A 13,933-nucleotide genomic window follows, 5' to 3' on the forward strand; every position below is an offset into this window, starting at 1 on the left:
CGTTCCTTTCTATAAAAAAGTGCTGGGGATAAAACTCCAGCACTTTTTATGACTCATTTATGATTAACCCGTTTTAAACACGAACGCTTGAAAGTGTCTCAAGTAGATATTGATTCACTAATGCTCTTAGCCGCTCTGTTTTACCGGATTGGTTTTTAATTTCCGTTAACTCTAGTGCATGTTGTTCTAATTCATGAAAGTTTGTTGTACCCTCTACAACTTTCTTTCCTATTCCTTGTGTAAAGCTGCTGTAACGGTCTTCAATAAAGCCGTCCAAAACATTGTCTTCAATTAGCTTGTTGGCTACTTTTAAGCCGACGGCAAATGAATCCATACCGGCAATATGTCCTTCAAATAGATCTTCCGGTTCAAAAGATCCCCTTCTGACCTTCGCATCGAAATTTAATCCGCCTTTTCCAAGACCGCCATTTTTTACGATTTCATACATGGCAAGTGTAGTGGTATACAAGTCGGTTGGGAATTCATCAGTATCCCATCCAAGCAATACATCACCTTGGTTGGCATCAACAGAACCAAGCATACCATTGATTCGAGCTGTTCTTAGCTCATGCTCAAAGGTATGACCCGCAAGTGTTGCATGGTTTGCTTCGATATTGAATTTAAAGTACTGATCCAGATCATATGTTTTTAAAAATGCCAATCCGGTTGCAACATCAAAATCATACTGATGCTTTGTTGGTTCTTTTGGTTTAGGTTCAATTAAAAATTGGCCATCATAACCAATTTCCTTTGCATAATCTACGGCCATATGGAAGAAGCGTGCCAAATTGTCCAGTTCTAATTTCATATCTGTATTTAACAATGTTTCGTAACCTTCACGGCCGCCCCAGAAAACATAATTTGGAGATCCCAGTTCTTTTGCGACCTCCAAGCCTTTTTTTACTTTGGCCGCAGCGTAAGCAAAAACATCCGCACTATTGGATGTGGCGGCACCATGAACATATCGTGGGTTAGTAAACATATTAGCTGTATTCCACAATAGTTTCGTTTTGCTCGTTTTTAAGTATTCTTTAATCATGCCCACAATGATATCGAGATTATCATTGGATTCCTTTAATGTGCCTCCCTCTGGCGCAATATCAACATCATGGAAACAAAAGAACGGTACATCGAGCTTTTCATAAAATTCAAACGATGCTTCCGCACGAGCCTTCGCCAAATCAATCCCCGTTAAATGTGCCCATGGCCTGATTGCTGTTCCTACCCCGAATGGATCTGCTCCTTCTGCCGTAAACGTGTGCCAATAGGCTACTGAGAAACGAAGGAGCTCTTCCATCGTTTTCCCGTTAATTTTTTCCTGTGGATTGTAGTATTTATAAGCTAAAGGGTTTTTCGAACTTGGACCTTCATATTGGATTTTATTTACTGACTGAAAATAAGCCATTACCTGTTCCTCCTAAAATGAGTTTCTCATCACAATGGATAGTTTGAACCAGTTTATGAGTTTTTATTTTATTGACCCTTTATTGATATAAATAAAAAAAATCCGTCTGGTGGCTATCCAGACGGTACAATTGGTACTAGAGTTTCCTAGTAAGGTCCTCTAATAAAATCTTTTACTTTTTCGTCATAAAAACGTTGAAGCTTTCGCATTTCTTCTTCGGAGAAAGATTTCGTGTCCAATACGGCAAGATTTTGCTGGACTTGATTTACATTCTTAAAACCAGGAATAATACAGGTAATTTCTTTACAGTCGAGAATCCAGCGAAGAGCGGCACTGGCCATAGACGGTCTGCCTTCTGCGATCCACTTTAACTGATCAGCTAGTTCTACACCCTTTTGGAATCCCAATCCGGCAAACGTTTCCCCTACATTAAATGCTTCTCCATGTTCATTAAAACGGCGATGGTCATCCTCTTCAAAGACATGACCTGGTGTGAATTTTCCTGTCAACAGTCCGCTTGCAAGCGGTAATCTGACAAGAAGGCCGACACCTTTTTGATTGGCCTCTGGTATTAATTGTTCTAATGGCTTCTGGCGAAAAATATTAAAGATAATTTGCAGACTCTTCACATTTGGATAGTTTAAACAAATAAGACCTTCCTCTGCTGATTCCACACTTACCCCATAATGGCGGACTTTCCCCTCGCGCTGCAGCCGGTCAAGCACCTCAAATACTTTGCCATCTTTTAATATCTCGGTGGCCGGACAGTGGATCTGATATAAATCAATGGCTTCCCGATTCAAACGGCGCAGGCTGTCTTCACAATAAGAGCTTACTTTTTCATAGCTATAATTTTCCGGGTCAGAAATGTCTCCCTGACGGCAAAACTTCGTCGCAATATAAATCTGATCTTCCTTACCCTTCGTGGCCTTGGCCAATAGCTCTTCGCTATGGCCGTCGCCGTAGACATCCGCTGTATCAAAGAAGTTCACACCCTGCTCCATCGCGTACTGCAGCGATTTCAGTGCTTCTTCATCACTTGTCTTGCCCCATGCACCTCCAATGGCCCATGTTCCAAAGCTTACCTCACTAATCTTTATCCCTGTATTTCCTAATTCACGATAATTCATGTCAACTTCTCCTTTTTATTTACCTTTAATCCTAAATAATCGTATGTACACACCAGGAAAACCCATGAAATTTTATCTGTTCAGGCTCTATTCTCATGGGTGTAATACAGCCAGTAGCTGATTGTGGTTACTTCTTACAATTCATCGTTAACCAATGTATACGAAAGAACGGTCGATTGTCAATTTGACGAAACAGCCTTCTATTTTGCATCCTTTGGGATACATGCAGATGTTCATTCCCGGACATGATAGTATGGATGATTGTGATGTTTGCACCTATGTGTCTTTATGAGCCAATTAATATACGTCATTCAGAGGAGTATAGAACATGGAAAAAATCGTAAAACCCAATCAACCTTTAGTTGAGCATATTTTTACTGCGGACCCTTCTGCACATGTATTTGAGGGGAAACTCTATATTTATCCTTCCCATGATATTGAACATCCTGGGAAGACTATTGATGATGGTAGTGGTGATCAATATGCGATGGAAGATTATCATATTTTGTCGATCGATAATTTCAATTCACCATGTGTAGACCATGGCGAAGCACTTCATATCCGAGATGTTCCTTGGGCCAGTAAACAGATGTGGGCACCGGATGCTGCTTTTAAAAATAACCAGTATTATTTATTTTTTCCAGCAAGAGATAAAGACGGTATCTTTCGACTCGGTGTTGCGACCAGCCTGAACCCGACTGGTCCCTTCAAAGCCGAAGAAGATTACATTCCAGGAAGCTTCAGTATTGATCCTGCCGTTTTAGTGGATGACGACAACCGAGCATTTGTGTATTTTGGCGGACTTTGGGGTGGACAATTAGAAAAATGGCAGACAGGCACATTTATTCCTGATGCGGAGGGGCCTGATCCGTCAAAACCGGCGTTGGGACCAATGGCAGCAGAATTAACGGAAGACATGCTTAGTTTTAAGGACAAACCACAAGAAATATCGATTGTAGACGAAGATGGCAAGCCAATTCTTGCCGGCGATGAGGATAGAAGATTTTTTGAGGGCCCATGGGTCCATAAATACAATGGGAAATATTATCTTTCTTACTCCACCGGAACGACCCATTGCATTGTTTATGGAATCAGTGAAAATCCTCTAGGTCCGTACGTTTTCAAAGGGAAAATCTTGACCCCTGTGATCGGCTGGACCACCCATCATTCGATTGTTCAATTCGAGGATAAATGGTATTTATTTTATCATGACTGTTCCCTGTCCGATGGGGTTGACCACAAACGTTGTGTAAAATATACCGAACTCAAATACAATGAAGACGGAACCATTCAAACCATCGACCCTTACTCAAACCAAGTAGAGAAAAGTCGATAAATGCTAAAAAAGACCTTGAAAGGGCTTACAGCCCACAAGGTCTTTTTTGTTAAAACTGCTGCCTGAAAGGGTCGCCTTTTTCATTAACCGGAATCCCATTTTCCTAGCCGTTCCCCACTTATTACGTCGAAGATCTCAAATCTTAATCAGTAACTAGCCTGGAATCCTCAAGGAACTTTTTTGTCATAAACGAAGCAGCTCCGAGGACGGCGGCATTTCTGTTAAGCTGGGAGATGAAAATCTCACTTTTTAGCGGTATATACCTTGATATCCTATTTGTAACCGTCTTCTTTATCGACTTTAAAATGATAGGATTAGCCTCAATCAAGTTACTTCTCAAGACAATCGAGTCAGGGTTAAACGTATTAATCAAGTTCGTTAAACCAACTCCAAAATAATACCCAAATTTTTCTATTTCCATCAATATATCCCCATCGTTTTCCTGAATCATCTTATTGGCCGTTTCATGTGTCAGTTCCCTTCCATTTTTTAATCTGGATAGATTTGTGAAAAATGCACGCTCAGATGCATACAGCTCCCAACATCCTTGGTTTCCACAGCCGCATTTTTTTCCATTGAATTCAATGGTCATATGCCCCATTCCTCCAGAAACTCCATCCGCTCCGCGGTAAAGCTGGTTATTTACCATGATCGCCAGGCCAATACCTGTTCCTACACTAATATAAATGTTGTTATCAGAATTCTTTATCGCACCGTATAATTTCTCCCCAAATGCTCCGGCATTTGCTTCATTATCCATAAAAACAGGAAGGTTAAAATGTTCTTCTAGCAAACTCTTTATGTTAACTTTGTCCCAATTTGAATGGGGGGTATATACGGCCATTTGATTCTCATTCACAAACCCATGAATCCCTACCCCGATACCAATAATGCCATATGGAGATTCCGGTGCATGATTCGTCACAAGCCTAATTCTATCAATCAACATCGATTGAAGCGCTTCCATTGATTCGTTTACAAATTCAAAGTAGTCAGAGAAAAGCATATTCCCCTCTAAATCAATTAAAACCGTTAGAATAGAATTGGCAGATAGTTCAACTCCAATCGAATAGCCGGCATTTTTATTAAAAACTAGCAATATAGGTTTTCGGCCCCCGTTCGACACTCCCGCCCCAATTTCGGAAACAAGATGTTTTTCGATTAATGTATTCGTTTGCAAAGAAACGGTTGCTTTGTTCAGGTTCGTTAATTCCGAGAGTTTTGCCCTGGAAATCGGGTAATGTTTCATAATGGTATTCAGAATAACTTTTTGACTATGCATTTTACTATCGTGTTGATCTGCTAGTTTCACTTATTCTCCTCATCTCTTTATTTGTTTATCCTTGCAAACAAACTGCCGATTCCTTTATTTGATATTATTTTTTTATTATATCTTAAAAATTTATAAATTTATATATTGTTCAATTAAAAAAGATGTGTTAGTATAAATTCACAAGTTTAGTTTATCCAATGGACAAACTAAGTTGAAAGTAAATTTGTTTTTTTTATACTAAAGTGTAGACGGTTTCAGAGTTAAATTACTAGTTAAAGAGGTGAATAAAGGCTTTAAAGGAAGATAAATGCAACATATTTACCTTTTAGATGATTTTAAGTTTTTGTTTAGGATAATTCAATAAAATATCTTCTTTGTTTATTCAAACAAACAAACTAATTGGGTAAATGATTGTTTTTTTTCCTTCTACTGAAAGATTTATAGTTAGTTAGTGAATGCCATATTCACTTAATAAAGTATTCACCTATATTTATGGGGCTGCATAAAATTTTTACCATTGCTGAAAGCGGTTAACCCCCATTTTGGGTCTATAAAAAATTCGATTATCTCATTTTTTCAAATAGACTTTTTTAAATGTCTATTATGTAAGCGGATAATAGATTGAAAATTTAACTGTAAAGGAGATTTAAGTCATGGCTTTATTGGAATCAACCGTTAAACAAATGAACAAAAACACACAAAGCATTCAACAAAACGAGTACCATAAGCTCAGCCTTTCTGAACGGATTGGTTATGGTCTTGGGGATTTTGCCCAAAACCTCGTATTTGGTACAGTCGGAGGATTCTTGGCTCTTTATCTGACTACGGTCAATGCCATTGGTACAGCAGCAGCTGGATTCATCTTCTTGTTTGTCCGAATTGTCAACGTATTCTGGGATCCGATGGTTGGTACCTACGTCGATAAACATACATTCAAGAAAGGTAAATATCGTCCTTGGCTTTTGATTGCAGGTATTCCAATGATTATCTTAGCAGCGATGCTCTTTGTTCCAATTCCAGCGATTCGTGGATCAGTGCCTATCGCCTTTATCACTTACTTCCTGCTCGACTTGGTTTATTCCGTGGTTAACATTCCTTACGGTTCATTGAATGCATCACTGACACGTGACCCTGAATCCGTAGATAAAATCACAACCACTCGTATGATGCTGGCTAACATTGCTAACCTCTTGGTTTACACACTGTTTCCAATGTTTGTCCAAATGGCAGCCCCATTAGGTCGTTCACCAAAAGACACAGGTTTCTTTGGTCTTAAGATCAACATGGGTACTTATACAGATGCATCTGCAAGTCACGCTTGGTTTGGGGTTTACATGGTTTACATGATACTTGGCGCTGTAGCTTTGTTCTTCTGCTACCGTCTCACAAAAGAACGCGTGGTCGCAACTGCTGAACAATCTGCAGAAGTGAAAGCTTTAGACTTGTTCGTTGAATTGAAGAACAACAAACCACTCGTTATTCTTGGTTTCTTCTTTATGCTTGCTTTCACCTTCATGTTCTTCATGAACACAGTGAATGGATTCTTTAATCAGTACACGGTCAACCACTCAGACTGGATGGGTGCAGTGGGTCTCATCGCCTCTATCCCTGGTATCGCTTTCCCAGTCTTCTGGCCTAAATTGAGAAAAATCTTTGGTAAAAAGGGATTCTTCCATTTCTTCCTTGGTATGTTTGTTGTTGGTGAAATCCTTACTTGGGTCTGGTCGTTAGATGGCATGCACGATTCACTCTTATTAGCTTATGTTTCTACCTTCATCAAGCAATGGGGTCTTACTTCAGCAACTGGTTTCATGTGGGCACTCGTTCCTGAGGTTGTCTCTTATGGTGAAATGAAGTCTGGCAAACGTAACGCTGCGATCATCAACGCGATTATGGGTCTGTTCTTCAAGATTGGTTTCACTCTTGGTGGCGCCATTCCGCTTTGGTTCCTTGCGGCTTTCGGCTTCGATGGAAATGCGGCTAAACAAACAGCTAGTGCTCTTTCTGGTATCAATATCACAGCTATCTGGATTCCAGCAGCGCTTGCAATCGTGTCGATGATTGTTATGGCTCTTTACCCACTAACAGATAAAGACGTCCAAGACATCAATAAGAAACTCGATGCTTCTCGTGCAAAAGCCAAAAGGGCTTAAAATAAGGGCTTATGATATGAGCTAAAATTAACAAGGGCAAACATTTTGCCCTAAACTGTACCCGATAGTGTAGACACTAAAAAATGTCTCCCCTATCGGGTACTTTTGTGTTTCATGAATAATGAATGTGAGAATCGGAGAATAATCAAATGGTAATAAAGCTCTTTTACAAATCTAACTTTTTTAAGCTTTTTTTCCTCAAAAATAAAAAACACTCAAACGGTTGATTGAACAACATTGAGTGTTTCAAATTTATATCGATTTTTGTTTCCTTTTGAATTATGTCTCATTTTTTTAAATAATACTGTCCTGGTATTCTTTTTCAACCGATTTTAACTTAACGGAATCCCAATTGGTTCGATAAAAGCGAACCATTACACTAATTCCAAACACCGTGAGATACGAGTATAAGGCGATCCATGCGCCAATACTGCCCCACTCTAAGATAAAAGTTAATAGATAACTGAGTGGAACAAAAAATAGCCACGCTAACACACAAGAGATTTTTAATAAAAACGATGTGTCACCAATTCCTCTTAGACCACCGGCATAGAAATTTAATAGTCCATCAAACAACTGTAAAAAGGCTGAAATCATGACTAATTCGGCCGCTATCTTGTAGACTTGAATATCGTGGGTATAGATCTTGGCAATCGGTTCTGCCAGGAAAAATTCAATGACACCCAAAATCAATAGAAATATACAACCCAAAATGGAAGTGTTCGTCCCTGCTTTTCTTCCAAATATCGGTTTACCTCGCCCGACTTCTTGACCAACAAGAATCGTCGCCGTTGATCCAAATGCAAATGCAGGCATGAATCCAAGACTCATTACACTTAAGGCCACTTCATTGGCGGCCAACGCATTCGTCCCTAATCTCGTAACAAATGCAGTAAAAACAAACATGGCCATGGCCATTGAAAATTCCTGTATGCCTAATTTGGCACTTTCTCCAAAAATTAATTTTGATTCGGCAGGGTCAAAAGCAATTCTTTTACGTGTTTCATATTTTGGGTGTAATTTAATAAAATAAATATAAGCGCAAAAGAGAAACGTGACCAATTCTCCCGTAAAAAAGGCAATAGCTGCCCCGATCAAACCTAATTTAGGAAGAGCAAAATGTCCGTAAGTTAACCCATAGGTGAGAAAAATCATTATGGCTCCGCCTAATATGGTACTGATCATTGGCGTTTTGGTATCTCCAATCCCGCGGAGAAATCCATGAATAACAAAGGTGAAAATCGAAAATACCATCGCAAAAAAACGTAATTGTAAATAGCTTTTACCTTCTCTAATCATCTCAGGTGAACTTCCCAACAGCTTAAAAATGGCTTCTGGAAATAGTAAACCAACCAATAATACTAATGTCGCAGCCGCTATACAAAGATAAAAGGCTATATAGGTACGTTCCACGCCTTTTTTCATCGTATTTGATCCGTAATTCTGTGCCACTAAATAATTGGTCGTATGCCCTATTCCAGAAAATAATGCCCAAGCATTATACATAATTATGTTTGAAACCCCCACGATTGCAATCGCCAGCGCACCTAGTTGACCTACTAATATGAGATTGATCGTTCCTGTAAGTGTTGATGAAGCAAATGAAGCAATCGAAGGTATGGCAAGCAGCAATATCTTTTTCCAGTCTTTAAACATACAGTTATTCTCCTATGACCCTTTATATGACTATATCTACTATGGTTCATTGCTTTTATCTAATTAAGCAATAATCCATTTCCTGTATAATAGGTATTCTATAAAGTATCCATAATTCCTCTATATTTAATACCTGACCGCAGGAACCAAATTTGAGTATTCATACGAAATGTCATGGAGAAAGTCCTCTGACTCAAAAGCCGCTTGAACCTTCCCCATGACTTACTTAATGGTCCTTTATCCATTTCATTCTTTTTCAACTCATCTCTATTGCCACATTAGCAAGTTCTAGTTACGCAATAAAGTAAACAAAAGATAGACTGCTGCCCCCCACATGACGAGGGCTGATATTTTATTTAAGATCAACAAAAAGTTGCCAGATGGATCAAGTTTTCCAGTTATTCGCCCAATCAATGAAAGTCCAAAAAACCAAAGCCAGGAAACCAAAATACAGGAAAAAGCAAAGATTACTTTCTCTTCCCCTTGGTACCTTAATGAACTTGTTCCAATCACACCCACAGTGTCTAGGATGGCATGAGGGTTCAGTAAAGAAACCGATGCTGCAAACAATACTTGCTTCTTTAATGAAAATGTATTCCTACTTGCTTCTCCTTGATTACTTGGTTTACTATTCCATGTGGTCCATCCCATATAGAGTAAAAAAATACAACCCGCCCCAATTAAAATCATTTTAATCCAAAATGAACCTAAAATTAGAAAAGAAACACCCAAAACAGATACCAGGATCAAAAGGGTATCACATAAAGAGGCTGTAATGATGACTGGTAACGCCTGTACAAAACGCGGCTGCAGCGCCCCTTGATTAAAAACAAATACATTTTGCACTCCAAGCGGAAGAATCAGCCCCAGCGCAAGAATAAACCCATGAAAAAATGCTTCTACCATTCTAATTTCGCCCTTTCTTCTATCATTCAACGAGTCTTATTGTATTAGGTAATTTCGTTTTTGTCTCCAACCAATTGGATGGAATCCAAACCAACCAAGTTATATAATAAATAGAAAAAAGGAGTAACCTCTAATGTTTAACACCGATTGGAAACCAAATAAATCTTCGCCAATTCCATTACATAAGCAAATAACGGATTTTATGAAAGAAAAAATAGCAAATGGTGAGTGGACTATCGGCTATAAGCTCCCTCCCCAGCGTACGTTAGCAACGGTATTAGGAGTCAATCGAAGCACCATTGTAACGGCATATGACGAATTATTAGCCGAAGGACTTATTGAGGGAAAAAGCGGGAGTGGAACAAGAGTCGTAAATAATACGTGGAATCTGTTAGCTACGACCCCTCCTCCTGATTGGAATTCATATGTAAAATTCGGAACGCATAAGCCAAACCTGCCAACGATTCAAGAAATAAATCAAGCTGAATTTACGCCTAACATCATTCGATTGGGCACTGGGGAATTGTCACCAACTCTTATTCCTGGAGAATCTATGAAAAAAATTTTCAACCGAATGTCCAATAGAGAAATTTCTTATGGCTATGAAGAACCAAAAGGGCTGCTGCCCTTAAGAGAACAAATCGCAACCTATTTAAAGACCATAGGAATTCAAGCTTCACCCTCTTCTATTCTCATCGTATCAGGCGCGATACAGGCCTTACAGCTGATCAGTGTGGGGTTATTGCATAGGGGGTCAACCGTACTAACAGAAAAGCCATCCTATCTTCATTCTTTAAATGTCTTTCAATCAGCAGGCATGCGTTTAATGGGCATTCCTATGGATCAAGAAGGAATTCAAACGGAGTTGATCTCACCATATAAAAAACAACACATTGTAGCTTTACTCTATACCATTCCAACCTTTCATAATCCTACTGGGACCTTAATGACGAAGGACAGACGCAAACTATTACTAGATACCTGCCAACAAGAACAACTGCCTTTGATTGAAGATGATGTTTACCGAGAATTATGGCTGGATGAAGAACCGCCTAAACCCATTAAGGCTTTTGACAAACATGGCCTTGTCCTTTATTTGGGAAGTTTATCTAAATCTTTGAGTCCTGGGCTGCGTATAGGTTGGATTGTGGGTCCAGAACCAGTAGTGGAGCACTTAGCCGATATTAAAATGCAAACCGATTATGGGTCTAGTTCTGTCTCACAATGGGCAGCAGTTGAATGGTTTTCTAGTGGACTTTACACTGAACATCTTCATGACGTAAGAAAACAATTGAAAACTCGTCGAGATTTTACGTTAGCTACTTTGAACAAGTATTTTTCTGATCTTGCAGTTTGGGAGAAACCCACTGGAGGATTTTATATTTGGCTCCGGTTGTTACCCTCACTCTCGATAAGAAAATTATTTGAGATGGCATTATCAGAAGGAATTTTACTGAATCCAGGAAATGTTTATGATCATCATGCTGAACAGTTTCTTCGTATTTCCTATTCATTTGCTTCTCTTCCAAGTATTGAGAATGGTCTTAAACGCTTATCGCAAATCATAAGAACAATAGCAAAATAGAAGGTGTCCCAAAAGTATAAATTTTAGGGGCACCTTGTTTTTTATACATTAAATCAGTCTGTTGATTTCCGCTCCAGGTACGAGCGGTTCACGGGCGGAACGGGAAGCCTCCTCGTCGCTTCGCTTCTACGGGGTCTCCCCTGCCCCGTACTCCCGCAGGAGTCTTCGCGCCTTCCGCTCCAATCAACAGCGTGTAAAAAATTTTCATCAGCCACCTATTGGGTCAGCCTCTATTCAATAAACCTGATGAACGACACAGGAATGATAATAAGTAATATCTATGGGTGATTAATGGTGTCAGGCACCAGTTGTTTTTCGATGGAAACTCTTCCTGAAAAAAATGTTGCTCCCCCGCCCATGTCTGCGATACGGTCGGGAGTAAGGGAGTTGACCAGCTGTTTTGTTCCTTGATCTGCTCCCCAGAGGCCTTGAGTCACTGCCACACCTGGAAGGACGTTGTCTCCAACACTTGCTTTTAGGATACATTCCCCTTGTTCGTTCCAAACTCGGACCTTTTCTCCATTTCCCACTTCCAATTTTTTGGCATCGTTTCGATTGAGAACCACTTGAGGCTCTTTTTCAAGGCCAACATGTATTGATTGGTTCGCAAAGGTTGAATTTAAAAAGCTATGGTTTGGACCTGCTATAAATTGAAAGGGGTGTTCAGAGTCATTCTTTAAAGGTACATAGGTTGGTAATGGAGGATAGCCGTCCTTTTTCATCTTTTCTGAATATAGTTCGATTTTGCCGCTCGGTGTTGGGAGCCTGTCAGGAAATTTTGCTTTTGCCTTAAGATAATGATGTTCGATTAAGGATTCGAAAGTGATATCTTCCATATAAGGATTCATGGGATTCGCTAGTGATTGTCCAATTAATTCTGCTTCTGTCTCATCAAAAGCTCTTTCCGTAAAGCCCATTCCTTTAGCCAGCAGCCGGAACACTTCCACGTTTGACTTTGCTTCCCCGAATGGTTCAATTACAGGCTGTTGAAGCTGAATATAATGATGCCAATACGATGTATAAAAATCGGTATTTTCAAAGGAAGATGTGGCTGGTAAAACAATGTCTGCGTAACTAGCCGTTTCCGTTAAAAATAAATCATGGACGATCGTAAATAAGTCATCCCGTTTCAATCCTCTTCTAACCTTGTTGCCAGCTGGTGCCACAACGGCTGGATTAGTCCCATATACATAGAGCGATTTTACGGGGGGATCTAAAGTGAGCAAGGCTTCTCCCAGCAGGTTCATATTAATCACGCGCGTTTTTTTATTTTTCAACAAATCTGGCCGCTGCAAACTCGTCGTATTGTGCGCCAGGTAAGCGGAATTTCCTTTAATCGCCCCGCCTCCTTTTACGAACCACTGTCCTGTTAAAGCAGGGAGGCAGGAAATCGTTCTCACAAACATACCGCCATTGTCGTGGTGCTGCGGGCCATTGCCAATCCGAATAAAGGAAGGGGACGTTTTCCCATACATCCTTGCCAGTTGAACAATATCCTCGACCGGTATACCGGTAATGTCTGATACGGAAACAGGGTCATACTGCGCTACATGTTGACGCAGCTGCTCATGACCGACCGTGTATTGCTGCAAAAAGGGGGAATCCACCATATTCTCGGCAAATAAAATATGCATCAGTCCTAGAGCCAGAGCGGTATCAGTCCCTGGTAAAATCGGAATAAACCAATCTGCTAATCTAGCCGTTTGATTTTTATGGACATCAATGACAATGATTTTAGCTCCATTACGTTTCCGGGCTTGTTGGGCTAGAGCAACTTGGTGCATGTTGGTACTAACCGCATTAATCCCCCAAAAAATAAACAGCTTGGTATGGATGGTATCTTCAGGATCGGTTCCGAAACTTGCGCCCATTGTATATTTATAACCGACTGCACCGGCTGAATTACAGATACTCCTGTCAAGCTGAGAGGTCCCCAAACGATGGAAGAAGCGGCGGTCCATTCCTTCAGCACTAAGGTTTCCCATATTTCCATAAAAGCTGTAAGGCAGAATACTTTCGGCCCCCTCGTTCTGCAGCAGTTCCTTCCAGCGGGTGGTAATCGTTTCAATTGCTTCCTCCCAGCTTATTCGGACAAACTTCCCCTCTCCTTTTGCCCCACTGCGTTTCATTGGAAATTTTAGCCGCTTTTCATCATAGATTCGTTCGGTCATTTTTCGAACCTTGTTGCAAATAAACCCCTTAGTGACTGGATGATGGGGGTCACCCTCTACCTTAAAAATTTTTCCATCCTTTTTATGAAGAAGCAACCCGCATTGATCCGGGCAGTCTAGTGAACAAACGGAAGGGAAAATACCATTTGGGAAATCCACAAAAGAGCTCATAGTAGGTCTCCTTTCTATTAGTGTCAGACATCATGCTATGTAAAAAATCTTCCTATTATATACGTATTATAGTATTTTCCGTCAGTAAGAATTCTATCTTTTTTATTAGACCCATTATACCAATTTTTTAGGTGATTTACCGTTATG

At 40.0% G+C, this 13,933-nt stretch carries 9 protein-coding genes; 3 read left to right on the forward strand and 6 right to left on the reverse strand.

All coding sequences use genetic code 11. The features are described 5' to 3' along the window. Positions 1-73: 73 nt before the first annotated feature. Both xylA and ACZ9EE_RS02305 read right to left on the reverse strand, forming a co-directional pair. Positions 74-1,405: a xylose isomerase gene (gene xylA / locus ACZ9EE_RS02300; RefSeq protein ID WP_476025075.1), complete on the reverse strand. Its 1,332-nt coding sequence runs from the start codon at positions 1,403-1,405 to the stop codon at positions 74-76. A 146-nt stretch (positions 1,406-1,551) separates the two neighbouring features. Next, entirely contained in the window at positions 1,552-2,535 is a 984-nt protein-coding gene (locus tag ACZ9EE_RS02305) for an aldo/keto reductase (RefSeq protein WP_476025076.1), read from the reverse strand. A gap of 328 nt (positions 2,536-2,863) precedes the next feature. On the opposite strand from ACZ9EE_RS02305, the gene ACZ9EE_RS02310 reads away from it, so the two are divergent. After that, positions 2,864-3,871: a glycoside hydrolase family 43 protein gene (locus tag ACZ9EE_RS02310; protein ID WP_476025077.1), complete on the forward strand. Its 1,008-nt coding sequence runs from the start codon at positions 2,864-2,866 to the stop codon at positions 3,869-3,871. 142 nt (positions 3,872-4,013) lie between these two features. On the opposite strand, the gene ACZ9EE_RS02315 is transcribed toward ACZ9EE_RS02310, so the two are convergent. Beyond that, positions 4,014-5,183: an ROK family protein gene (locus ACZ9EE_RS02315; RefSeq protein WP_476025078.1), complete on the reverse strand. Its 1,170-nt coding sequence runs from the start codon at positions 5,181-5,183 to the stop codon at positions 4,014-4,016. Between the two features lie 614 nt (positions 5,184-5,797). Here ACZ9EE_RS02315 and ACZ9EE_RS02320 point away from each other — a divergent pair. Next, on the forward strand, positions 5,798-7,297 hold the full coding sequence (locus ACZ9EE_RS02320; protein ID WP_476025079.1) for an MFS transporter: 1,500 nt from the start codon (positions 5,798-5,800) through the stop codon (positions 7,295-7,297). A gap of 294 nt (positions 7,298-7,591) precedes the next feature. Here the strand turns inward: ACZ9EE_RS02320 and ACZ9EE_RS02325 are convergent, their stop codons facing one another. Both ACZ9EE_RS02325 and ACZ9EE_RS02330 read right to left on the reverse strand, forming a co-directional pair. Next, the gene (locus tag ACZ9EE_RS02325; protein WP_476025080.1) at positions 7,592-8,953 is read right to left on the reverse strand and encodes an MATE family efflux transporter; all 1,362 of its coding nucleotides are present in this window, start codon (positions 8,951-8,953) and stop codon (positions 7,592-7,594) included. A gap of 288 nt (positions 8,954-9,241) precedes the next feature. Beyond that, positions 9,242-9,859, reverse strand: a complete 618-nt coding sequence (locus ACZ9EE_RS02330) for a LysE/ArgO family amino acid transporter (protein ID WP_476025081.1) — start codon at positions 9,857-9,859, stop codon at positions 9,242-9,244. Between the two features lie 133 nt (positions 9,860-9,992). Between ACZ9EE_RS02330 and pdxR the strand changes: the two genes are divergently transcribed. Further along, positions 9,993-11,444, forward strand: a complete 1,452-nt coding sequence (gene pdxR, locus ACZ9EE_RS02335) for a MocR-like pyridoxine biosynthesis transcription factor PdxR (protein ID WP_476025082.1) — start codon at positions 9,993-9,995, stop codon at positions 11,442-11,444. Between the two features lie 278 nt (positions 11,445-11,722). Here pdxR and ACZ9EE_RS02340 read toward each other — a convergent pair whose 3' ends face one another. Continuing rightward, complete coding sequence (locus ACZ9EE_RS02340) at positions 11,723-13,786, reverse strand: molybdopterin-containing oxidoreductase family protein (protein WP_476025083.1); 2,064 nt, start codon at positions 13,784-13,786, stop codon at positions 11,723-11,725. Between the last annotated feature and the right edge of the window lie 147 nt (positions 13,787-13,933).

Source organism: Bacillus sp. URHA0034 (assembly GCF_056280405.1).

What these genes read in the sequence shown, in the direction of transcription:
- ACZ9EE_RS02340 (WP_476025083.1), bottom strand. Translation starts at nt 13,786, where the DNA reads ATGAGCTCTTTTGTGGATTTCCCAAATGGTATTTTCCCTTCCGTTTGT.
- ACZ9EE_RS02310 (WP_476025077.1), top strand. Translation starts at nt 2,864, where the DNA reads ATGGAAAAAATCGTAAAACCCAATCAACCTTTAGTTGAGCATATTTTT.
- ACZ9EE_RS02330 (WP_476025081.1), bottom strand. Translation starts at nt 9,859, where the DNA reads ATGGTAGAAGCATTTTTTCATGGGTTTATTCTTGCGCTGGGGCTGATT.
- ACZ9EE_RS02305 (WP_476025076.1), bottom strand. Translation starts at nt 2,535, where the DNA reads ATGAATTATCGTGAATTAGGAAATACAGGGATAAAGATTAGTGAGGTA.
- pdxR (WP_476025082.1), top strand. Translation starts at nt 9,993, where the DNA reads ATGTTTAACACCGATTGGAAACCAAATAAATCTTCGCCAATTCCATTA.
- xylA (WP_476025075.1), bottom strand. Translation starts at nt 1,405, where the DNA reads ATGGCTTATTTTCAGTCAGTAAATAAAATCCAATATGAAGGTCCAAGT.
- ACZ9EE_RS02320 (WP_476025079.1), top strand. Translation starts at nt 5,798, where the DNA reads ATGGCTTTATTGGAATCAACCGTTAAACAAATGAACAAAAACACACAA.
- ACZ9EE_RS02325 (WP_476025080.1), bottom strand. Translation starts at nt 8,953, where the DNA reads ATGTTTAAAGACTGGAAAAAGATATTGCTGCTTGCCATACCTTCGATT.